Origin of the sequence: Paraburkholderia nodosa DSM 21604 (assembly GCF_000519185.1) — a bacterium.
Taxonomy (GTDB): domain Bacteria; phylum Pseudomonadota; class Gammaproteobacteria; order Burkholderiales; family Burkholderiaceae; genus Paraburkholderia; species Paraburkholderia nodosa.
Window position 1 is genome coordinate 1 of sequence record NZ_JAFA01000031.1, and the last position, 20,926, is coordinate 20,926.

Sequence of the window (20,926 nt, forward strand, 5' to 3'; positions counted from 1 at the left end):
TGGTCGAATGCTGGCACGCCAATTCGAAGGGCTTCTATTCGCACTTCGACCCGACCGGCGCGCAGGACGACTTCAACCTGCGCGGCGCGGTCAAGACCGGCGCGGACGGCAAGTACGAATTCCGTACGCTCATGCCGGTGGGCTACGGCTGCCCGCCGCAGGGCTCGACCCAGCGGCTGCTGGACGGCCTTGGCCGCCACGGCAACCGCCCGGCGCACGTGCACTTCTTCGTCACGGCCGATAACAGCCGCAAGCTCACCACGCAATTCAATATTGAAGGCGACCCGCTGATCTGGGACGACTTCGCCTACGCAACGCGCGAAGAGCTGATTCCGCACGTGGCGGAAAAGACCGGTGGCACCGCGCTCGGCCTGAAAGCCGATACGTACAAGGACATCGAGTTCAACTTCACGCTCACGCCGCTGGTCCAGGGTAAGGACAACCAGCTCGTGCAACGCCCGCGCGCCGCAGCCGCGGCGTAACCGCCCCAGCATGGCGGCGGCACGTTGCCGCCGCCCCCCGTTTCACCGCGATCATCATTCGACACCGATGCAGGAACTCCGTACCGCGTGTGGAGTATGCATAGGAGAGCTAATATGTCAGCCATCATCGACAACGCCAGTGACCTGGATCACCTGCTGTCCACCGCCGTGCAGGACGACAAGCAAAACGGTGTGTTCCGTTGCCGCCGCGACATCTTCACCAATACCGACCTGTTCGAACTGGAGATGAAATACATCTTCGAGAAGAACTGGGTCTACCTCGCGCACGAAAGCCAGATTCCCGAAAACAACGACTACTACACCACGTGGCTCGGTCGTCAGCCGGTGGTGATCACGCGCGACAAGACCGGTGCGCTGAACGCGGTGATCAACGCCTGTGCGCACAAAGGCGCCATGCTGTGCCGGCGCAAGCATGGCAACAAGGGCAGCTTCACCTGTCCGTTCCACGGCTGGACGTTCTCCAACACCGGCAAGCTGCTCAAGGTGAAGGATGAAAAGACCACCGAATATCCCGTGCAATTCAACAAGCAGGGCTCGCATGACCTGAAAAAGGTCGCTCGCTTCGAGAACTATCGGGGCTTTCTGTTCGGCAGCCTCAACGCCGACGTGCAGCCGCTGGAAGACTACCTCGGCGAAGCGAAGATCATCATCGACCAGATCGTCGACCAGTCGCCGAACGGCCTCGAAGTGCTGCGCGGCAACTCCTCGTACGTCTACGACGGCAACTGGAAGATGCAGATGGAGAACGGCTGCGACGGCTACCACGTCAGCACCGTGCACTGGAATTACGCCGCCACCATGGGGCGTCGCAAGGAAGACGGCACCCAGGCCGTGGACGCCAATAGCTGGAGCAAGTCGGTGGCCGGTGTCTACGGCTTCGACCACGGCCACATCCTGCTGTGGACCAACACGATGAACCCGGAGGTGCGGCCGGTCTACAAGCATCGCGACGAAATCAAGGCGCGCGTAGGTGAAGTGCAGGCCGATTTCATCGTCAATCAGACGCGAAACTTGTGCGTCTACCCGAACGTGTTCCTGATGGACCAGTTCAGCACGCAGATTCGCGTGGTGCGCCCGATCAGCGTGGACAAGACCGAAGTGAACATCTTCTGCTTCGGGCCGAAGGGCGAGAGCGCCGAAGATCGTGCGACGCGCATTCGCCAGTACGAGGACTTCTTCAACGTGACGGGCATGGGCACCGCCGACGACCTCGAAGAGTTCCGCGCCTGCCAGGCGGGTTACGCCGGCACCACGGCAATGTGGAACGATCTCTCGCGCGGCGCGCCGCTGTGGGTCGAAGGTGCGGACGACAACGCGAAGAAGATGGGCCTCAAGCCGGTCATTTCCGGCGAACGCAGCGAAGACGAAGGGTTGTTCGTGGTTCAGCACGAGTACTGGGTGCACGCCATGCGCGACGCCCTCAAGCAGGAACTGAATCACGAAAAAGCGGGAGCGCAGGCATGAGCAACGATTACCAGAAAATCTGCGCCGCGCTGTACCGCGAAGCGCGCCTGCTCGACGATCGCCAGTGGGAAGAATGGCTCGCCTGCTACGCAGAAGACGTCACCTACTGGATGCCCGCGTGGGACGACGATGACCAGCTCACCGACGACCACGAATCGCAGATCTCGCTAATGTACTACCCGGATCGCGGCGGCCTCGAAGACCGCGTGTTTCGCATCAAGACCGAACGCAGCGGTGCATCGATGCCGGAGCCGCGCACGAGCCACAACGTCACGAACGTGGAAGTGCTGGCAGACCGCGGCGATGAAGTGGAGGTGCGCTACAACTTCCACACGCTCAACCATCGCTACAGGGCCACGGATCATTTCTTCGGCACGATGTTCGTCACCTTGCGCAAGGCTGGCGACGGCTTCCTGATTGTCTACAAAAAGATCGTGCTGAAGAACGACTACATCCGGCAGGTGCTCGACGTTTATCACGTGTGAAATCACGTTTGATATCGAGCTTCAGTTTCAACATGGGATAGAAGGAGACACCATGTCCAGCTACAAGATTGCACTCAATTTCGAAGACGGCGTCACGCGCTTCATCGAATGCAAGGCGGGCGAGAAGGTCCTCGACGCGGCCTTTCGCGCACGCATCAACTTGCCGATGGATTGCTCGGACGGCGTGTGCGGCACCTGCAAGTGCCGCGCGGAAAGCGGCAGCTACGACCTGGGCGAAGACTATATCGAGGACGCGCTGACCGAAGACGAAAAGGACAGCGGTCTCGTGCTCACCTGCCAGATGGTGCCGGAAAGCGATTGCGTAATCGCGATTCCCGCGTCGTCCACGGTCTGCAAGACAGGGCAGAGCAAGTTTGCGGCCACGGTGGCGAAGGTCGAGCAGCACAACGATGCCGCGGTCGTGCTCGAGCTGGACGTCGACGCAGCGGGTCCCGTGTTCCTGCCGGGACAGTACGTCAACATCGACGTGCCGGGCAGTGGCCAGCATCGTTCGTATTCCTTCTCTTGCGCGCCGGGCGAATCGAAAATCAGCTTCCTGATCAAGAAGATTCCGGGCGGCGTGATGAGCACGTGGCTCGAAGCCGCGCAAGCGGGCACGACGCTCGAATTGACGGGGCCGCTCGGCAGCTTCTATCTGCGCGACGTGCAGCGGCCGCTGCTGTTCCTCGCGGGCGGCACGGGTCTGGCGCCGTTCCTCTCGATGCTGGAAGTGCTCGCGCGCACCAACGCGCAACAGCAGGTGCACCTGATTTACGGCGTGACGCGCGACCTCGACCTGGTGCTGGTCGAAGCCATCGAAGCCTACGCGGCGAAGCTGCCGAACTTCAGCTTCGCTACCGTGATCGCCGACGCGGATTCGAATCATCCGCGTAAAGGCTGGGTCACGCAGCATATTCCCGCCGACGCCCTGAACGACGGCGACGTCGACGTGTATCTGTGCGGGCCGCCGCCGATGGTGGACGCCGTGCGCAAGTATTTCGACGACGAAGGCGTGAAGCCCAACAGCTTCCACTACGAGAAGTTCACCCCCAACGTAGTCCCGAAGGCGGCATGATCATGCAACGATTCGCAGGCAAGGTCGTCGTCGTCACCGGGGCGGCGCAGGGAATTGGCCGCGGCGTGGCGCTGCGGGCGGCGGCCGAAGGCGGCAAGGTGGTATTCGTCGATCGCGCGGATTTCGTCGCCGAAGTCGCGGCCGAGGCGCAGGGCGCGGAAACGGCGGGATTCGTCGCCGACCTCGAAACGTATGAAGGCGCGCAAGCGGCAATGGAGTTCGCCGCGCAAAAGTTTGGCGGCATCGACATTCTCATCAACGGCGTGGGCGGTGCCATCCGCATGCGGCCGTACGCGGAATTCGAGCCGGCGCAGATCGATGCGGAAATCCGCCGCTCGCTCATGCCCACGCTATACACGTGCCATGCCGTGCTGCCGCATTTGCTCGAGCGCGGGCGCGGCACCATCGTCAACGTTTCGTCGAACGCCACGCGCGGCATTCGCCGTGTGCCCTATTCGGCGGCGAAGGGCGGTGTGAATGCGATGACGCAATCGCTGGCCATGGAATACGCGGAGCACAATATCCGCGTGGTCGCCACGGCGCCGGGCGGCACCGAAGCGCCGCCGCGCCGCATTCCACGCAATGCCGCGGGTGACAGCGAGCAGGAAAAGGCGTGGATGGGCGAGGCGGTGCGGCAGGTCACCGAATCGACCTTCTTCAAGCGCTACGGCACCCTCGACGAGCAGGTCGCGCCTATCCTGTTTCTCGCTTCCGACGAGGCGAGCTATATCACCGGCTCGATCTTGCCGGTCGCCGGCGGGGACACGGGCTGAGCGACGAACGCATGGGGGCGGCGGGCGCGCACAGGCGGGCGGGGTGTTATGCTCGAAAGACCCCGATTTCCGTCGCGCGCTCTCCATGAACTTCGATCCCGCTGTCGTCAAAGCCTTCGCGCCCACGGGCACGTTGCGCGCCTCCATCAACCTCGGCAATCCGATACTCGCGAATCGCGATGCGGCGTCGGGCGAACCGTTCGGCGTTTCCGTCGATCTCGCGCGTGCTTTCGCGCAGCATTTGGACGTGCCGCTCGAACTTGTCGTATTCGACGCAGCGGGCAAGTCCGTCGAAGCCGTGAGCGACGAACGCGCGGACTTCGGCTTCTTTGCCGTCGATCCGAAGCGAGGCGAGACGATCGCGTTCACCGCGCCTTATGTATTGATCGAAGGTTTCTATCTGGTTCGCAACGATTCTCCGGTGCGCACCAATGCCGACGTCGACCAACCGCATAACCGCGTGGCCGTGGGCAACGGCAGTGCGTACGATCTCTTTCTCACGCGCGAATTGAAGCAGGCGCAAATCGTGCGCGCACCGACTTCGCCCACCGTCGTGCAAACCTTCCTCGAACAAGGGCTCGAAGTGGCCGCGGGCGTGAAGCAGCAAATCGAAGCCGACGCTGCGAAGGCTGGCGGCTTGCGCCTGCTCGACGAGCGCTTCATGGTGATTCGCCAGGCCATGGGCGTCGCGAAGCGCCGTGGTCCCCAGGCCGCCGCCGCGCTTGGCGCGTTCGTCGAAACGATGAAGGCCTCGGGATTCGTCGCAGAGGCATTGGAGCGCCACGCAATAGCGGGCGCATCGGTTGCGCCAGCTGCTTAAACGAATCACGTCAGGCAAAAAAAGAGAGCGCATTAAAAGAACCATCAACACGCTCCGAGGGCCGATTGCCTCATGGATTCTCAATGTAGATAATCGGCCTTTCTCGCCGGCTTTAATGCACCACTCCGAAAGCATTGTGTAATTTGTCCGGCGATATTCATGCCCGCATATTCCTCGACGCGCGTCGAGCCTTGCCGGGCGCGGTTGTGCCATCGACGCCACGTCGCTCGAATTTCAACACCATTTTTATTTTCGACACCCTATGATGCGGGTGTTCGATTCGCACCGCACTCACCGCACGATTCCCATTTTTCCATTGCATTTTCAACACCGATGAATTGCGTAATTCGCAATAATCGTCGGCGGATAGCTTTTTGCTTTTGAATCTGCACCGAAATGGAATCGACGCCTATGAGATTGCACGTCGATGGTGCCGGTTGCCTGAATTCGATGCATTGACCCACCGCCCAATCCGGAGCTTGAAAACATGAAAAAATCGCTACTCGCCGCGGCACTCCTGAGCGCCTTTGCTATTTCGGCGCACGCGCAAAGCAGCGTGACCCTTTACGGCCTGATCGATACCGGTCTCGTCTACACGAACAACCAGTTCGGCCATAGCAACTGGCAGCTGAACAGCAGCTCCACGCAGAACACGGTGTTCGGCCTCAAGGGTTCGGAAGATCTGGGCGGCGGTCTGCATGCAATCTTCAAGCTCGAACAAGGTTTCCTGCTCAACAACGGCGCGCAGGCGTTCTCGGGTCTCGGCTTTGGTTCGCAGGCGTGGGTGGGCCTGCAAAGCGACCCGTACGGCACGCTGACGTTCGGCCGCCAGTTCGACGTGATGAACGACCTCGTGGGCCCGCTCACGGCGGAATTCAACACGTGGGGCGGCAGCCTCGCGGCCCACCCGTTCGAGAACGACAACCTCGCCGCGAACTCGGTGGTCATCAACAACTCCGTCAAGTACGCGAGCCCGACCTGGTACGGCGTGACGTTCGAGACGATGTACTCGTTCAGCAACAAGGCCGGCGACTTCGCGAACAACCGCTCGTACGGCTTCGCCGTTTCGTATACCCAGGGCCCGCTGAACCTTGCAGCAGGCTACCTGCAGTTCAACAACGCGGGCAACAGCAGCGGCGCGGTGACCTCCAGCGACACGAGCGCGAACTTCCTGGCGGAGCGTCAGCGCGTCTGGTCGCTCGGCGGCAACTACACGTATGGCCCGGCTACGGTGGGCCTGGTCTGGAGCCATTCGCAGATCGACAACGCCGCCGGCGTCTACTCGTTCGGCACGGGCACCTATCTTGGCTCGAACGACGACTCCGCCGGCTCGCTCGCCGGTTCGCTGCGCCTCGACAATTTCGAAGCGAACGTGAAATACGCGCTCACGCCGGCATGGAGCGTTTCGGGTGCGTACACGTACACGCACGGCGCCTACAACGGCACGAACCCGGGCTGGAACACGGCAATGCTGCAGACGGATTACGCCGTCAGCAAGCGCACCGACTTCTACCTCGAAGGCGTGTACCAGAACGTGCACGGCGCACCGGAAGGCTCCGTGCTTTCGCACGCCATGATCAACACGCTTTCGCCTTCGTCGACCGATACGCAGGTCGCCGTGACGGTGGGCATGCGTCACGCGTTCTAAGTCGATTCAGCGATGACTTCGGCGGGGCATCTGTCCCCGCCGGACGTTTCCCTCTGCGCGGCGGGCTTCCTCTCGAACGGGGGCCCGCCGCGTTGTCATATCTGCGCCCGCTTTGTTCCCCCCTGAGCCAGATAGTTGAAATTTTCAACTATTTGACTATACTGGCGTCCAGCTAGCATACGGATGGGAGCACGCATTTGTATTCGGATTTCCTCACCTTCAGGCTCGATCAAACGAGCGCGCTGCTGATGGATCGCGCCAACGCGGTCTACCGCGAGCGCTGGGATCTCGACGTGCGTGCCATGCGCGTGCTGCGTATCATCCGCGCCGAGCCGGGCATCACGCCCAAGGCTGTATCGCAGCGCGCGCTGATCGAAAAAACGCTGCTTTCCAAAACGCTCGGCGAACTCGAATCGCGTGGCCTGATCGGCCGCGGCACGCATGCGCAGGATCGGCGCAGCGTCGTGCTGCGCGTCACGCCCGAGGGCATGAAAGTGGCGAATGCCTCGGAAAAAGCCGGCTCGAAGCTCGAAGCCGAACTCGCTGCCGTGCTCACCGATCACGAGCGCAAGACGCTCGACCAGTTGCTCGCCAAGCTTGCGCAGAGCCTGATCGACGGTGATTGAGATCGCGGCGCGCACGCCGCACATTGCACAATGAAATACGCATGAAGGAGTTGTCCATGCCGAATCTGGTCGAAACCGTGGCGCCCGCCATTGGCGCGCTGCTGCCCGAACTCGAAGCGCTCTACAAGGATCTGCACCAGCATCCAGAACTCTCGATGCAGGAGTTCCGCACGGCGGCGCTCGTGGCTCAGCGCATGGAAAAGCTCGGTTACGAAGTCTCACGCGAAGTGGGCGTGACGGGCGTCGTGGCCCTGCTGCGCAACGGCGAGGGCCCGGTCGTGATGCTGCGCGCCGACATGGATGCGCTGCCCATGGCCGAGGCCACCGGCCTGCCGTATGCGAGCACCGTGACCGCAAAAGACGAGGAGGGCGTGCAGGTGGGCGTGGCGCACTCGTGCGGGCACGACCTGCACGTGACATGGCTCCTTGGCGTGGCGCAGTTGATGGCGGCGCATCGCGACGCGTGGAGCGGCACGCTGCTTGCCGTGTTCCAGCCCGGCGAGGAAGTGGGGCGCGGCGCGCGCAGCATGATGGACGACGGCATGATCGAGCGCTTTCCGAAGCCCGACGTGATCCTCGGCCAGCACGTGATGGTGGGCCCGGCGGGCACCGTGGGCTATCGCAGCGGCACGATACTCTCGGCCGGCGACAGCCTCAAGGTGAAGCTGTTCGGCCGCGGTTCGCACGGCTCGCAGCCGCAAACCTCGATCGACCCGGTGATCATGGCGGCTTCCACCACGCTGCGCCTGCAGACGATCGTCTCGCGCGAAATCTCGCCGCGCGAGACCGCCGTGCTTACGGTGGGCTCGCTGCAAGCGGGCACGAAGGAAAACATCATCCCCGACGACGCCACGCTCAAACTCAACATGCGCACCTTCGACGACGACGTGCGCGAGTACATGCTGGGCGCGATCCGCCGCATCTGTTGCGCCGAATGCGCGGCCTCGAATGCGCCGCGCGAGCCGGAATTCACGACGCTGTCGAGCTACCCGCGCACGGTGAACGACGACGCCACCACGGCGCGCCTGCGCAAGGCTTTCGAAGCATGGTTCGGCGCGCGCGCCTACGAAACGCAGCCGGCCGCCGCCAGCGAGGACTTCAGCGTGTTCGGCCGCGAATGGGGCGTGCCGTACGCGTTCTGGTTCGTGGGTAGCACCGACCCCGGGGTCTACGCGCAAGCCAGGGCTGCGAAGAAGCTCAACGAAATCCCGAGCAACCACTCACCGAAGTTCGCACCGGTGCTCGACCCCACCTTGCGCACCGGCCTCGAAGCGATGCTGTGCGCGGCCGCCGCGTGGCTTGGCCGCGAAAGCGAGGCGGCGTGAGCGTGGCACTCGGGGCGCACGTGGGCGCGCATCTCAACGCTCACACGGCCTATACGGCACTCGACCTGATCGGCACGTTCGCCTTCGCGATCTCCGGCGCCGTGGCCGCGCGGCAGCGGCGGCTCGATCTCTTCGGCATCGTCGTCGTGAGCTTCATGGTGGCGTGTGGCGGCGGGATCATCCGCGATCTGTGCATTGGCGCGGTGCCGCCGGTTGGGCTCGCGAACTGGGCCTATCTCGCGGTCACGCTGCTGGCTACGGGGCTGACCATTGCCGCGTATCCGCAGGTGCGGCGGTTGCGTCATCCCGTGCTGTTGTTCGATGCGATCGGTCTTGGTCTCTTCGCGGTGGCGGGCGCACAGAAGGCGCTTGCGTATAGCCAGAGCGCGGAGCCCGCCATCATCCTCGGCATCGTGAGCGCGGTGGGCGGCGGCGTGTTGCGCGACGTGCTGCTCTCGCGCGTGCCCGCCATTCTCGATCGCGAGATCTATGCTTCGGCGGCGCTGCTTGGGGCCTCCGTGCAGGTGGGGCTCACGTATGCGGGCTGGTCGACGTTCTGGACGCCCTGGGTGGCCGTGATTTCCTGCGTGGCGTTGCGGCTGGCCTCGCTCTACTTCGGCTGGCGTTTGCCGGTGTTTCAAACTATGCGGGCCGCTCAGCCGCAGCCGGCGCAAGGCGGCGACGCCGCGAAGCTCACCGGCAAGGCGGATTCGCGGCACGACGCGCGCTAGCGTCAGCCACCTTACGCCGCTGGATCGAACGCGATTTCGGCGGTGCGCACCGCACTGATTTTCGGGCCGAAGCTGCGGATATTCGAAAGCGTCGCATTGTGGTGCGCGCGGATCAACGCTGCGTTCGCGTGCGGCTTGTCGTGCGTGGTGTGGGCGTCGGCAGCGAGCGTGACCGTGAGGCCATTCGCGGCGGCGCGCCGGACCGTTGTGTCCACGCAGAATTCGCTCGCATAGCCGCAGATCACCACGTGCTTCACCGCATGCGCGGCGAGCAGGGCGCCCAGACCGGTGCCGAGAAACGAATCGGGCGTGCGCTTGCCGATGAGGTGGTCGCGTGATTCCGTCGCGAGCGTGGCCGACAGCGCCCACGCGTCGGACCCACGTACGAGCGCCGTGTCGTCCTCATGCTGGATCAGCACGACCGGCTCACCCGCATGCCTTGCGCGCTGCATCAGCGCGTTGATGTTGGCGCTGACCATGGCGATGTCGCCGGGCAGTGGTTCGGTGTCGACGAGTTGCTTCTGAAAATCGATTACGAGCAGCGCGCTGGTCATGGCGAAACGTCCGTGGCAAAGCGCTGATTCTAGCGCGTGACCTTCGCCCCGCGATGCACCGTGCATGGTGCGGCGCGGCACGCAATATGCTGCGTGCCGCGGGCGCCGTCGCGCGCGTGCAACTGTACGTCGTTCGCCGTCCAGCCAGAATACGGTTTTTTTCACCACGCGCTATGCTTTTTAGTGCGCGATGTGGCCGGCATGAGACCAGGCGCGCCGGTTTGTCCGCACGTTCAACCACGCTATCCGCCCCGGCATGGACCGGACCAGGAAAGAAGACTCCACGAGGGAGCCTACGTGAAAACGACTCTGGGCGCAGTGGTGCTGCTCGCCGCCAGTTCGGCCGCGAGCGCACAATCGAGTGTCACGATGTATGGCCGCGTGGATGGCGGCATCGAATACCTCAATCACATCGCGAACGGCAACGGCGGCAGTTCGAGCCGCTGGAGCGCCGAAGGTGGCGACTGGGGTACCAGCATGTTCGGCCTCAAGGGTACTGAGGACCTGGGCGGCGGCAGCGCCGCGATCTTCGACCTCGAAACCGCCGTGCAGATCATGAACGGCACCACGGGCGGCGGCCGGCTCTGGTCGCGGCGCGCGTATGTGGGCTTGAAGAACGACACATGGGGGCAACTGCAAGCCGGCCGTAATCTCTTCATCGACAGCGACGGCGTGTGGGCATTCGATCCGTTCGTGCAGCAGGCGGTGTCGTCGGCCTCGCTCGTGCGTGGGCGCAACTGGCAGCAAACGAGCAACAACGTCGAATATCACAGCCCGGTGTGGAACGGCCTCGACGTGCAGGGCCAGTATTCGTTCGGCAACCAGCCAGGCAACTTCAACGCCGGTGCCGAAGGCGAGTTCGGCCGCTCGGACGGCATCATGCTCTCGTATCACTCGCCGCTCTTCGACCTGCGCGGCATCTACGACGAGCTGCGCGATTCGAGCGGGCGCTTTTCCAACATCTTCACGGCCTCGCGCGAATACTTCGTGGGCGGCAACCTGCGCGTGCAGAAGTTCAAGATCCAGGCCGCGTACACGCATTACTCCGCACCCGATTCGCCGCCCGGCATATCCGATACCGCCGACCACTACTGGCTGGGCGCGACCTGGCAGGCCACGCCGAAGTGGGCGGTGACCGCCGCGGGTTTCTATATTCACGTAGGCGAGGGCGGCGGCGACGCCTCGCACGACCCGGCGAGCCACGCCATGCTCTACGCGCTCGGCGCGACGTACAACCTCAGTGCGCGCACGTTCCTGTATGGCACGGTGGCCTACGTGGACAACAGCAAGAACGGCACGTTCTCCGTGTTCGCGACGCCGCGCGACTCGAGCACGCCGACCAGCCCCATGGCTGGCCAATCGCAAACGGGCGCCTACGTCGGGATGATGCACGTGTTCTGACGCCACGCTTTTTCCGCCATCGCAGACAACATTCTTCGAGGAAGGTTGAGATCATGGCCAGACTATCGAAACCGCTGGGCTTCATCGGAGTCATCTCCGTGCTGTTCACATTGCTCACGGCGGTGTATCTGCTGGCTGGCGGCGCGTGGCTCATTTCGCTCGGCGGCTCGCCGTATTACGTCGTGACGGGCGTGCTGCTGCTCGTCTTCGCGTGGCTGCTGTGGCGCGCGAGTCCCTCGGCGTTCGTGCTTTATGCGATCGTGCTGATCGGTACGGCGATCTGGGGCCTCTGGGAGTCGGGGCCGGACTTCTGGGCGCTCGTGCCGCGCTCGGGCGTGCTGGTGGTGTTCGGCATCTGGCTGCTCGTGCTCATGAGCTGGCACCTGGAGCGCCCGCGCCAGTTCGGCGTGCTTTCGCTCGTGGTCGGGCTGCTCGTGTGGGGCGGCGTGCTCGTGTATGCGCATTTCAACGACCCGCAGCAGATCAACGGCTCGCTCGCGGCGGTGAGGGCCACGCCCGCGCCGAACGTCGACGGCATCGAGCCGTCCGAGTGGCCCGCTTATGGACGCGATCAGCAAGGCACACGCTATTCGCCGCTGCAGCAGATCACGCCCGAGAACGTGCATAACCTCCAGGTGGCCTGGACCTTCCGCACCGGCGACACGAAAGGCCCCAACGATCCGGTCGAGATCACCAACGAAGTCACGCCGATCAAGATCGGCGATCTGCTTTACCTGTGCTCGCCGCACCAGATCCTGTTCGCTCTCGACGCGCAAACCGGCGAGCTCAAATGGAAGTTCGATCCTAAGCTTCAGGCCGATCCCTCGTTCCAGCACGTGACCTGCCGGGGCGTGTCGTTCGTGGATCTTTCGGCGGCGTCCGTGAACGCCGCGGCGGCGGACCTGGGAGCGACGGCAACGACGCCCGTGGCCGCATCGGACGCCGCGGCGGCTTCGGGAACCGAAGCGGCTGCGCCCGCCAGTGATCCCGCGTCGGCAACGGAAGCGGCCGCGCCCGCGAGCGCGCCCGCGGCCGCAGCAACACCTGCCGCCGCGAACGGCACCTGCATGCGCCGCATCCTGCTGCCCGTGAACGACGGCCATCTCTATGCACTCGATGCGCTGACGGGCGAGCGCTGCGCGGGCTTCGGCAACAACGGCGACCTCGACCTCCAGCACGCCATGCCGGTCACGACACCGGGCATGTACGAGCCCACCTCGCCGCCGATCGTCACGAACAAGGTGATCGTCGTGGCGGGCGCCGTGGAAGACAACTTCTCGACGCGCGAGCCCTCGGGCGTGATTCGCGGCTTCGACGTGCGCACGGGCGAACTGCTTTGGGCGTTCGATCCGGGCGCGGCTGACCCGAACAAGATTCCCGGCCCCGGCGAGCACTACGTGTGGAACTCGCCGAACTCGTGGGCGCCGGCCGCCTACGATGCGAAACTCGACATCGTTTATCTGCCGATGGGCGTGAAGACGCCGGACATCTGGGGGGGCGACCGCACGCCCGACCTCGAGCGTTACGCGACGGGCCTGCTCGCGCTGCACGCCTCGACCGGCAAGCTCGCCTGGTTCTACCAGACGGTGCACCACGACCTGTGGGACATGGATCAGCCCTCGCAGCCCACGCTCGCCGACATCACCGACAAGGACGGCAAGACCGTGCCGGTGGTGTACGCACCTGCGAAGACGGGCAACCTGTTCGTGCTCGACCGCCGCACGGGCGAGCTCGTCGTGCCTGCGCCCGAAATGCCGGTGCCGCAGGGCGCGGCGCCCGGCGACCACGTCTCGGCCACGCAGCCGTTCTCGGCGCTCACGTTCCGGCCGTCGAACAATCTTACCGACGCCGACATGTGGGGCGCCACGATGTACGACCAGCTCATCTGCCGCGTGATGTTCCACCAGTTGCGCTATGAAGGCACGTTCACGCCGCCTTCGCTGCAAGGCTCGCTCATTTTCCCGGGCAACCTCGGCATGTTCGAGTGGGGCGGCCTCGCGATCGACACCGACCGGCAGATCGCCGTGGCGAACCCCATCGCGCTGCCGTTCGTCTCGCGGCTCATTCCGCGCGGGCCGGGCAATCCGCTCGAGCCGCAGCCGGGCGCGAAGGGCAGCGGCACGGAGGCCGGCATCCAGCCGCAATACGGCGTGCCCTATGGCGTGACGCTCAATCCGTTCATGTCGCCGATCGGGTTGCCCTGCAAGCAGCCGGCGTGGGGTTATATCTCCGTCGTCGACCTGAAGACCAACCAGATCGTCTGGAAAAAGCGCATCGGCACGACGCGTGACAGCTCGCCGATTCCCGTGGCGTTCCGCACGGGCATGCCGATGCTGGGCGGCCCGATGGTGACCGCGGGCGGCGTGATCTTCATCGGCGCGACGGCGGACAACTACCTCCGCGCCTTCGACGTGAACAACGGCAACCGGCTCTGGCAAGCGCGGCTGCCCGCGGGCGGTCAGGCCACGCCGATGACGTATGCGGTGAATGGCCGCCAGTTCGTCGTGATCGCGGCAGGCGGGCACGGCTCGTTCGGCACGAAGCTCGGCGACTACGTGATTGCCTACGCGCTGCCGAAGCAATAAGCAACGCTCGGCCGCCCGGCAGCACCGGGCGGCCGCGGCTTGCGGGCTATTCACGCGGCGGCAGGCGAGAAGCACAGCGCAAGCCGTCCCTCATGCAGCATGCGACGCACCGCTCGTGCGCCTCACCCGCTTTTCCCTCATGAATCGAACATTGCGCGCGGCGCGCGCCTGGGCGGTGTTGTCTGCGGCAACCTTCGCCACGCTGCACACGATAAGCGCACACGCGCAAAGCTCGGTCACGCTGTACGGAGCGCTCGATACGAGCATCGAGGTGACGAATCCAGGCGCGGGCTGGGTCGCGCGCATGGACTCGGGCGCGTATCGCGGCTCGCGCTTCGGGCTGCGCGGCGTGGAGGACATCGGCGGCGGCATCAAGATATTGTTCGAGCTGGAAAACGGTTTCGGCTCCAACGACGGCACCTTTGCCGTAGCGAACACGATCTTCAACCGCCAGGCGTGGATAGGCCTCGGCACGCAGTGGGGCACGGTGCGGGTGGGGCGGCAATACTCGCCGATCTATATTCCGTTCAAGGGACAGCTCGACGCGTTCGGCGCGGGCACCATCGCCTCGGGCCTCAACAATCTTTCGAAGATCACGCCTTACGAGAGCAACGCGATCACGTATCTGTCTCCCGACATCTACGGTTTCTCGACCACGCTGATGGCCTCGCTGCGCGATCCGACCGCGGGCAGCAACGGGCTGGCCGGCAACATCGAAACCGTCGAGTGGCGGCGCGGACCGTTTCGCATCTCCTGGGCGCATCAACAGCAAAACGGCGATGGCGCGCTGCGAGCCAATCTGGGCGGCATGTCGTACGTGCTCGGGCCAGTGACCGGATTTCTCGCGTACTTCAACGGCGATGGCGGCACGCCGCGCAACCACAACAACGGCGTGTCGGTCTCGGCGCGCTATGCGATCACCTCGCGGTTTCGCGCTTCGCTCGGTTACGCGTGGGTGCACGACCTCTCGGGCGCCGACAACGACGCCGACCAGTTCAGCGCCGCGTGCGAGTACGACCTCTCGAAGCGCGTGCTGCTCTACGCGAGCGCAGGTTGGCTGCGCAATCGCGCTGAGGCGACCTTCACGCTGCGCGGCGTGAACGTCACCGGCCTGCCGCCGTCCTGGCCGGGCGCGCCTGTGCGCGGCGTGCAGTTTGGCATGATCGACCGCTTTTAGAGCGTACGGCTTGTGCCGGGCATTGCTCGTTGTTATCATGCGCGTTCCATCCCTGCACACCGGACTCCAGCCAAAGTGGACAACTAAGCTTTCCCCAAAAATGTTTTCGCGCCAGCGTCATACACGCCGCGCGAGTGGTTTCATACATTCGGGAGAAGCTTATGGCTCGAGTCACGCCAGCCGCGACGCTTGTCGCACTCCATCGCATTTCATTCCGGTTCGATAGCGGCGTCACGCTATTCGACTCGCTCGACCTCGTTCTCGATCGCGTGCCCACGGGCATTGTCGGGCGCAACGGCGTCGGCAAAAGCATGCTCGCGCAACTGATCGCCGGGCGAATCGAGCCGACATCCGGTTCGATCGACCGGCACGTCAGGGTCGCGTTCGCGGCCCAGCAGCCCCTCGACGCCTCGCACGACAAACAGACCGTTGCGCAAGTCGCGGGGCTCGACGCGCCGCTCGCGGCGCTGGCCAGGCTAGCGAACGGCGTGGCCGACACCGGCGATTTCGACGTGATCGGCGAGCGCTGGGATCTTACCGCGCGTCTGCGCACGGCGCTCGATGCGGCGGGACTCGATCATCTGGAGTCCGACACATTGGCGCAAACGCTCAGTGGCGGCGAACTTGCGCGCGTTACCTTGATTGGTGCGCTGCTGGCGGACGCCGGCTTGCTCGTGCTCGACGAGCCGACCAATCACCTCGACGCCGCCGGCCGCGCGTGGCTGCGCGGCACGCTGGCGGGATGGCGCGGCGGCCTCGTCGTCGTGAGCCATGACCGTGCGCTGCTTGCGCAAATGCAGCGCATCGTCGAGGTCACGCCCAGGGGACTGCGAACCTATGGCGGCAACTATGCCAGCTACCGCACCCAACGCGATGCGGAACACGAAGCGGCAAAGAGCGTGCTCAGCCATGCGCGTACCGAACGCGAGCGCGCCGCGCGCAGGCTTCAACGCGAACACGACACGATCCAGCGACATGCCGCCGGAACATTGCGTTACGCGAAGACGGCCAATCTATCCTCGATGGCGAAAGAGGGGAACAAGGGACGGTGCGCGCAATGTGATGGGGCAGGTGAGGGCCGGGCAACGCGAGCACAAGGCGGCGCTCGATGAGCGCGTTACCGAGGCTGCCGCGCGCGTCGAGCCCGACGCACCCGTGCTGGTGGCGTTACCAGGCGCAGAGGTTAGCGCGCGCCGCCAGGTCTTCACGCTCGAAGCAGCGAGGCTGCCTTGGCTCGCGCACGACGATCCCGCCGCCACGCTCAACTGGTGGTGCAGCGGCCCGGTGCGCGTGGCGCTGACGGGTCCGAACGGATGCGGGAAGTCGACGCTGCTGCGCCTCCTCGCGGGACAGCTCGCGCCCAAGGCGGGGCATAGCGTGACGCATGTCCGCAGCGCGTACCTCGACCAGAGGCTCGCGCAGCTCGATCCCGACCACTCGATCGTCGAACAGCTCGGGTTGCTCGACACGCCGCTCGCAGAAGGGGAATTGCGCAGCCGGCTCGCGTTGTTGCAACTCGATGCCGCGCGCGTGACACAACCGTCGCGCCACCTGAGCGGCGGGGAGCGGTTGAAGGCCGCGCTTGCCTGCGCGCTCTGGCGCGGCGCGCCGGCGCAGTTGCTGCTGCTCGACGAGCCGACCAACCATCTGGACCTTGAATCCGTGCGCGCGGTCGAAGGGGCGCTGGCGGACTTCCCGGGCGCGCTGATCGTGGCCTCGCACGACGCCGATTTCGTCGCCGCGCTCGCGCCGACACATACGATGCAATGGAGCCGCGAGGGGTGGCGCTACGATCCCGTTGTCTGATCCATCGGATAACGAATCGATTTTCTAGACCGCGCCGGGAAGCGATACGTCACCGCCACCTGCGCCACGGGATACCGGCGATAGCGTTCGACGTCGCGCGCTATGCAGGCGCATTCGGGCTGGCCCGCGCGTTGGTGTGATACACGGCGTTCGAGCGGTACCGCGGAGATCGCGTTGCCTAGTCGAACGCCGTGCAGAGGCGCTCGATCGGTACCGCGATCAGTATGCAGATCGAGAAAGCGAGACCGAAAGTGAAGGCCACGGAAGTGGTCGCGCCGCACCACGCGATGAAGCGCCTTGCGTCGCGCTTCTCGTGAGCGACGTAGGCAATCTTGCGCCAGGCGCGGCCCGCGGCGTAGGTAATGGCGAGCGCGAGCACGAGCGCGCAGACCGAGGCGATGCCGAGGATCCACTGCGTGCCGTGCCAGCCTGGCATCGGATCCTGCGTGACGGCGTCGGCACAGGCCGTGGAAACGAGCGTGACGCCGAGCGCCAGATGCAGCAGCCAGATGAGCGGTACCGCGCACAAACCGAGCCAGGCTGCGACGCGCTGTGCGCGCGTCGGCTCTGAATGCGAGCCTGCGCCGGTTGGTTGCCCGGATGTGGGGGCGGACGTCATGGGTTCCTCCTGTGAGGCGGCATGGGTTCGCGGCGCAGGAGGTGTGCCTGGGTGGGGTTATTTGATTTTACATAACATAAATTATCGCAGTTTTAGGTGTGGGGGCTACGTCCTCTCAAGAAACACACACCAAGTGATTGTTTTGTATTTGCTTTTTTATTCGATGGTCTGGGCAGGCATGAGCTTCATGCCAAGCTTTTCGGCGCGTTTTGTCAGGTGATGCAGGACGCGCTGGCGATGGCGCTCCTCGTAGTACTCCTCTCCGCGATCGACGAATTCCTCGCCCTTGGTGAGCATCATGTAGATTAGCCGTGCGAGCTTGTGGGCGGTAGCAGCGATCGCCTTGGGTTTGTCGAGCCGCGCGCACATGCGGCGGAAGTACGCTCCCAGTGCGGACTGACTGGTGCGCAGCGCTGCTGCGGCGAGCTTCAGGGCATGCGCGGCGCGATTCGCAGTGCGCTTGCTCTTGCCTGAGAGCGACTTGCCACCCGATATCCTGGTGCCTGGACACAGCCCGAGCCATGAGGTGAAATGTTTGACGCTCGGAAAGCGTGACAGGTCAGCACCGATTTCAGAGAGCACCGCAAGGGCTGTCGTGACCTCGATGCCGTTAATCCTGGTCAGGTCAACGCCGCACATCTGGAAAAGCTGGGTTCGCAGATCAAACTGTGGGGAATTGCGCGTGCGCCCAGACCTCCTGCCAGGCCCAGGCGCACCAGCGTGCGCATGCAGCTGGGTCAGACTGGCCTGCAGTGCGCGGTCACACTCGGCCAGTTGGGTGCCGTGGAAATCGAAGTGCGCCAGTGCCTGCCTGAGTGCAAACAGGTGTTCGGTGCGCCAGTGACCATGCAGGCTTTGCGCAATGTCGTCGCGGCTGGCGCGAATCCGGCCGTGCTTCATGGCAGCCAGCGCATATGGATCGCGCTCACCTGCAACGATTGCGCGAATGATCCGCTGCCCGGTTTCACCAGCGACATCCGAAATCACGTTCGCCAGCTGGATGTTCATCTGGGCGAGCGCCTTCTGCATGTGCTGCACACAACGGGCCTGGCCCCTGAGCAGCATCTCGCGCTGGCGCGACAGACTGCGCAGGGAGCACACGGCCTCGGCGGGCCGGAACGCGCCGCGCAGCAGACCATAGGCGTGCAGCTGCTGCAGCCATTGGCAGTCGAGCACGTCGCTCTTGCGGCCGGAGACATTCTTGACGTGGCGGGCATTGACCAGCAGCACTTCGAATCCACGCGATTCCAGCAGCTCGTAAAGGGCAATCCAGTACACGCCGGTCGATTCCATCGCCACCGTCTCGACCCCACAGGCCTTGAGCCAGTCGGCCAGGGCGTGCAGATCGGCGGTGAAGCTCCGGAATTCGCGTACCGGCTCGTCATCCCGGTCTGGCGGGACGGCAACAAAGTGCGACGCTGAACCTATGTCGATGCCTGCAGCATCCGGGTTGGTGATACTCAGGGCGCGATTGCGTTGTGCCATGACGACTCCGTCATCGGAAGGGAGATGGCACAGGGTTCAGGTACGTCGTGCATGCTCACTCTCTCAAACGGGATGCGCTTGATAATCCAATCGCTCACCAATGTCGATGACGTCACCCATGACCACGCTAATGTGCGGGCAGATCTGCACCATTGGACGATCGGTCTTCCGCCTGCGCCGCGGAGTAGCTTGCCACAGGCGACGTCACAACGTGTTTCTTCGGTGCGATCTGCGGCGGGCGCGCCGATTACTGCGCTAATGTCGTGTTCTGGCTATTTACAGATGTCGTGTTTTTGAGCGCTGGCAAGCTGGCAGACCGCCACGCGCCAGCCCCAAACCGTCCGACGCGCGCGAGTCAAGTCACTGCCCCTGTTGCTGAGCCGCCTGCTCGATCAACGCGGCGACTTCCTTCGGATGCGACTCGTAAACCGAATGGCTGGCGCCATCGATTTCCACCGTCTGGGCGTGAGCGCGCTTCGCGTACATGCGCTCGAGGTCCGGGTTGATGATCTTGTCCGCCTTCGCAACCAGATAAAACGTAGGCTTGATCTTCCATGCCGGATCCGGGATCTGCGACGCGAATACACCTGCCGCGGTCGGCATTTGTTCATGGGCCTCGAATTCAGCCTGCGCAATCGGAAGGTCGGCGGCAAAATCGCGCGGATAGTCGGCGGGATTCAGGTACAGATAGTCGTCGGCTGTTTTCACGATGTCCTCATGGGGCGTCGCATTCGGATAACGCTTGCCATTCGAGACTTCGGTTTCGCCGGCGTCGAGCGCATGAGCGGCAATGTAGACGAGCGACTTCACGTGTTCGTCGTTGCCCGCCTCCGTGATGATCGCGCCGCCGTAGCTATGGCCGACGAGCACGCACGGGCCATCCAGGCTATCGATGACGCGCTTCGTAGCCGTCACATCGTCCTTGAATGACGTCAGCGGTTCTTGCACGAGCGTCACGTTATAGCCGTCCTTCGTGAGAATGTCGTAGACCGGACGCCATCCGGCGCCACCCACAAAGGCGCCATGCACGAGGACGACGTTCTTGACGGGCGCAGCCTGCGCTGTCGTAGCGGCGCCGGCAACCAGGCAAAGCGCGGCTGCCGCATGGGCAACGGCAGATCGGAAAGAAGGGAAAGACATGGCAGCTCCTCGGAATGACGCGATGTGAACGATTCGATTGACAACACGGCCAGTCTAAAAAGCGGCCTCGAACGGGAGGGTTACCCAGTCATTACGAAAAAATGACCGCGCTGCGGCATCGAATCAAAGGGACGGAAGATTCGTTATTTTCTTGTAATGACTGGGTAACCTTGGCGACCGAAGCGCCTACCTACACTGCAACCACGCAGTAACGCCTTGCCTCGCTTAGCCATGTTTCAAGTTGCTCGTTCCTAAGCCTGTCTTCGCGTCCATGCACAGTCGATGCTGCGGCTTTCCTTCCCGACTCATCCGCTCTGCAGATATATAGGAGTATTGATCATGTCCAGGCTTCTTCTCAGCATTCTCGTCGCGGCTTCTGCGGTCGCCGTCCCGGCATATAGCTTTGCGCAGTCCACTCAACCCCTGACCCGCGCCGAAGTGCGTGCGGATCTCGTGCGTGTCGAGCAGGCCGGATACAGCCCGGGCCGCGGCGACGACGTCGACTATCCGGCTGACATTCAGGCAGCCGAGGCCAAGGTCGCAGCGGCACAATACGCGCAAGATCCGGCGCAACGCGATATGGGTGGCGTATCGATGGCGGGCAGCTCGGCTGCGGGTCCGCATACGCATACGCCCGCACCGTCCACCTGTGTTGGCCCGGCCAGCTTTTGCATGACGTATTTTGGTAGCTGAATCGCCGACCTAATGT

The 20,926-nt window shown here is 63.9% G+C and carries 18 protein-coding genes and 1 pseudogene; 15 read left to right on the forward strand and 4 right to left on the reverse strand.

Annotation, left to right across the window (positions count from 1 at the left end; translation table 11 throughout):
- The 10 genes from A3CW_RS0132450 to A3CW_RS48240 form a co-directional block, all read left to right on the forward strand.
- On the forward strand, positions 1-482 hold a 482-nt coding region (locus tag A3CW_RS0132450; protein ID WP_028207283.1), incomplete at its 5' end, for a dioxygenase family protein.
- A 114-nt stretch (positions 483-596) separates the two neighbouring features.
- Positions 597-1,967, forward strand: coding sequence for a Rieske 2Fe-2S domain-containing protein (locus A3CW_RS0132455; RefSeq protein WP_028207284.1), 1,371 nt, complete (start codon positions 597-599; stop codon positions 1,965-1,967).
- Positions 1,964-2,452 carry a benzoate 1,2-dioxygenase small subunit gene (benB, locus tag A3CW_RS0132460; protein ID WP_028207285.1) on the forward strand — a complete coding sequence of 163 codons (489 nt, stop codon included), beginning with the start codon at positions 1,964-1,966 and terminating at the stop codon, positions 2,450-2,452. The genes A3CW_RS0132455 and benB overlap by 4 nt, the downstream gene beginning before the upstream one ends.
- Before the next feature lie 52 nt (positions 2,453-2,504).
- Positions 2,505-3,527 carry a benzoate 1,2-dioxygenase electron transfer component BenC gene (benC, locus tag A3CW_RS0132465; RefSeq protein ID WP_028207286.1) on the forward strand — a complete coding sequence of 341 codons (1,023 nt, stop codon included), beginning with the start codon at positions 2,505-2,507 and terminating at the stop codon, positions 3,525-3,527.
- On the forward strand, positions 3,524-4,300 hold the full coding sequence (benD, locus tag A3CW_RS0132470) for a benzoate diol dehydrogenase BenD (RefSeq protein ID WP_028207287.1): 777 nt from the start codon (positions 3,524-3,526) through the stop codon (positions 4,298-4,300). The genes benC and benD overlap by 4 nt, the downstream gene beginning before the upstream one ends.
- An 85-nt stretch (positions 4,301-4,385) precedes the next feature.
- The gene (locus A3CW_RS0132475) at positions 4,386-5,120 is read left to right on the forward strand and encodes an ABC transporter substrate-binding protein (protein WP_028207288.1); all 735 of its coding nucleotides are present in this window, start codon (positions 4,386-4,388) and stop codon (positions 5,118-5,120) included.
- A gap of 487 nt (positions 5,121-5,607) precedes the next feature.
- Positions 5,608-6,768 (forward strand): porin, encoded by a 1,161-nt coding sequence (locus A3CW_RS0132480; protein ID WP_028207289.1) that lies wholly within the window; start codon positions 5,608-5,610, stop codon positions 6,766-6,768.
- Positions 6,769-6,965: 197 nt separating this feature from the next.
- A complete protein-coding gene (locus A3CW_RS0132485) occupies positions 6,966-7,394 on the forward strand; it encodes a MarR family winged helix-turn-helix transcriptional regulator (RefSeq protein WP_028207290.1) in 429 nt (142 codons plus the stop codon).
- A 56-nt stretch (positions 7,395-7,450) separates the two neighbouring features.
- A complete protein-coding gene (locus A3CW_RS0132490) occupies positions 7,451-8,719 on the forward strand; it encodes a M20 family metallopeptidase (protein ID WP_028207291.1) in 1,269 nt (422 codons plus the stop codon).
- A complete protein-coding gene (locus A3CW_RS48240) occupies positions 8,716-9,450 on the forward strand; it encodes a trimeric intracellular cation channel family protein (RefSeq protein ID WP_081771917.1) in 735 nt (244 codons plus the stop codon). The genes A3CW_RS0132490 and A3CW_RS48240 overlap by 4 nt, the downstream gene beginning before the upstream one ends.
- 11 nt (positions 9,451-9,461) lie before the next feature.
- On the opposite strand, the gene A3CW_RS0132500 is transcribed toward A3CW_RS48240, so the two are convergent.
- On the reverse strand, positions 9,462-10,004 hold the full coding sequence (locus tag A3CW_RS0132500; protein WP_028207292.1) for a cysteine hydrolase family protein: 543 nt from the start codon (positions 10,002-10,004) through the stop codon (positions 9,462-9,464).
- A 297-nt stretch (positions 10,005-10,301) separates the two neighbouring features.
- On the opposite strand from A3CW_RS0132500, the gene A3CW_RS0132505 reads away from it, so the two are divergent.
- The 4 genes and pseudogenes from A3CW_RS0132505 (at position 10,302) to A3CW_RS48245 (ending at position 16,973) form a co-directional block, all read left to right on the forward strand.
- Entirely contained in the window at positions 10,302-11,405 is a 1,104-nt protein-coding gene (locus tag A3CW_RS0132505; RefSeq protein WP_051481861.1) for a porin, read from the forward strand.
- Positions 11,406-11,458: 53 nt separating this feature from the next.
- Positions 11,459-13,990, forward strand: a complete 2,532-nt coding sequence (locus A3CW_RS0132510) for a glucose/quinate/shikimate family membrane-bound PQQ-dependent dehydrogenase (RefSeq protein WP_028207294.1) — start codon at positions 11,459-11,461, stop codon at positions 13,988-13,990.
- Between the two features lie 139 nt (positions 13,991-14,129).
- Positions 14,130-15,167, forward strand: a complete 1,038-nt coding sequence (locus A3CW_RS0132515) for a porin (protein WP_028207295.1) — start codon at positions 14,130-14,132, stop codon at positions 15,165-15,167.
- A 161-nt stretch (positions 15,168-15,328) separates the two neighbouring features.
- Positions 15,329-16,973: pseudogene (locus tag A3CW_RS48245) on the forward strand (ABC-F family ATP-binding cassette domain-containing protein).
- 178 nt (positions 16,974-17,151) lie between these two features.
- Here the strand turns inward: A3CW_RS48245 and A3CW_RS0132525 are convergent.
- The 3 genes from A3CW_RS0132525 to A3CW_RS0132535 form a co-directional block, all read right to left on the reverse strand.
- Positions 17,152-17,592 (reverse strand): hypothetical protein, encoded by a 441-nt coding sequence (locus A3CW_RS0132525; RefSeq protein ID WP_028207296.1) that lies wholly within the window; start codon positions 17,590-17,592, stop codon positions 17,152-17,154.
- A gap of 156 nt (positions 17,593-17,748) precedes the next feature.
- Positions 17,749-19,077, reverse strand: coding sequence for an IS110 family RNA-guided transposase (locus A3CW_RS0132530; protein WP_028207297.1), 1,329 nt, complete (start codon positions 19,075-19,077; stop codon positions 17,749-17,751).
- A 360-nt stretch (positions 19,078-19,437) separates the two neighbouring features.
- Positions 19,438-20,217: an alpha/beta hydrolase gene (locus tag A3CW_RS0132535; RefSeq protein WP_028207298.1), complete on the reverse strand. Its 780-nt coding sequence runs from the start codon at positions 20,215-20,217 to the stop codon at positions 19,438-19,440.
- Between the two features lie 339 nt (positions 20,218-20,556).
- Here A3CW_RS0132535 and A3CW_RS0132540 point away from each other — a divergent pair, with 339 nt between their 5' ends.
- On the forward strand, positions 20,557-20,910 hold the full coding sequence (locus A3CW_RS0132540; protein ID WP_028207299.1) for a DUF4148 domain-containing protein: 354 nt from the start codon (positions 20,557-20,559) through the stop codon (positions 20,908-20,910).
- The last annotated feature ends 16 nt before the right edge of the window (positions 20,911-20,926 follow it).

Bases quoted from the DNA above. Each gene is read 5' to 3' on its own strand.
- A3CW_RS0132540 (WP_028207299.1), top strand. From the start codon at position 20,557: ATGTCCAGGCTTCTTCTCAGCATTCTCGTCGCGGCTTCTGCGGTCGCC.
- A3CW_RS0132480 (WP_028207289.1), top strand. From the start codon at position 5,608: ATGAAAAAATCGCTACTCGCCGCGGCACTCCTGAGCGCCTTTGCTATT.
- A3CW_RS0132500 (WP_028207292.1), bottom strand. From the start codon at position 10,004: ATGACCAGCGCGCTGCTCGTAATCGATTTTCAGAAGCAACTCGTCGAC.
- A3CW_RS0132530 (WP_028207297.1), bottom strand. From the start codon at position 19,077: ATGGCACAACGCAATCGCGCCCTGAGTATCACCAACCCGGATGCTGCA.
- A3CW_RS0132475 (WP_028207288.1), top strand. From the start codon at position 4,386: ATGAACTTCGATCCCGCTGTCGTCAAAGCCTTCGCGCCCACGGGCACG.
- A3CW_RS0132490 (WP_028207291.1), top strand. From the start codon at position 7,451: ATGCCGAATCTGGTCGAAACCGTGGCGCCCGCCATTGGCGCGCTGCTG.
- benC (WP_028207286.1), top strand. From the start codon at position 2,505: ATGTCCAGCTACAAGATTGCACTCAATTTCGAAGACGGCGTCACGCGC.
- benD (WP_028207287.1), top strand. From the start codon at position 3,524: ATGATCATGCAACGATTCGCAGGCAAGGTCGTCGTCGTCACCGGGGCG.
- A3CW_RS0132510 (WP_028207294.1), top strand. From the start codon at position 11,459: ATGGCCAGACTATCGAAACCGCTGGGCTTCATCGGAGTCATCTCCGTG.
- benB (WP_028207285.1), top strand. From the start codon at position 1,964: ATGAGCAACGATTACCAGAAAATCTGCGCCGCGCTGTACCGCGAAGCG.
- A3CW_RS0132525 (WP_028207296.1), bottom strand. From the start codon at position 17,592: ATGACGTCCGCCCCCACATCCGGGCAACCAACCGGCGCAGGCTCGCAT.
- A3CW_RS0132515 (WP_028207295.1), top strand. From the start codon at position 14,130: ATGAATCGAACATTGCGCGCGGCGCGCGCCTGGGCGGTGTTGTCTGCG.
- A3CW_RS0132535 (WP_028207298.1), bottom strand. From the start codon at position 20,217: ATGTCTTTCCCTTCTTTCCGATCTGCCGTTGCCCATGCGGCAGCCGCG.
- A3CW_RS0132455 (WP_028207284.1), top strand. From the start codon at position 597: ATGTCAGCCATCATCGACAACGCCAGTGACCTGGATCACCTGCTGTCC.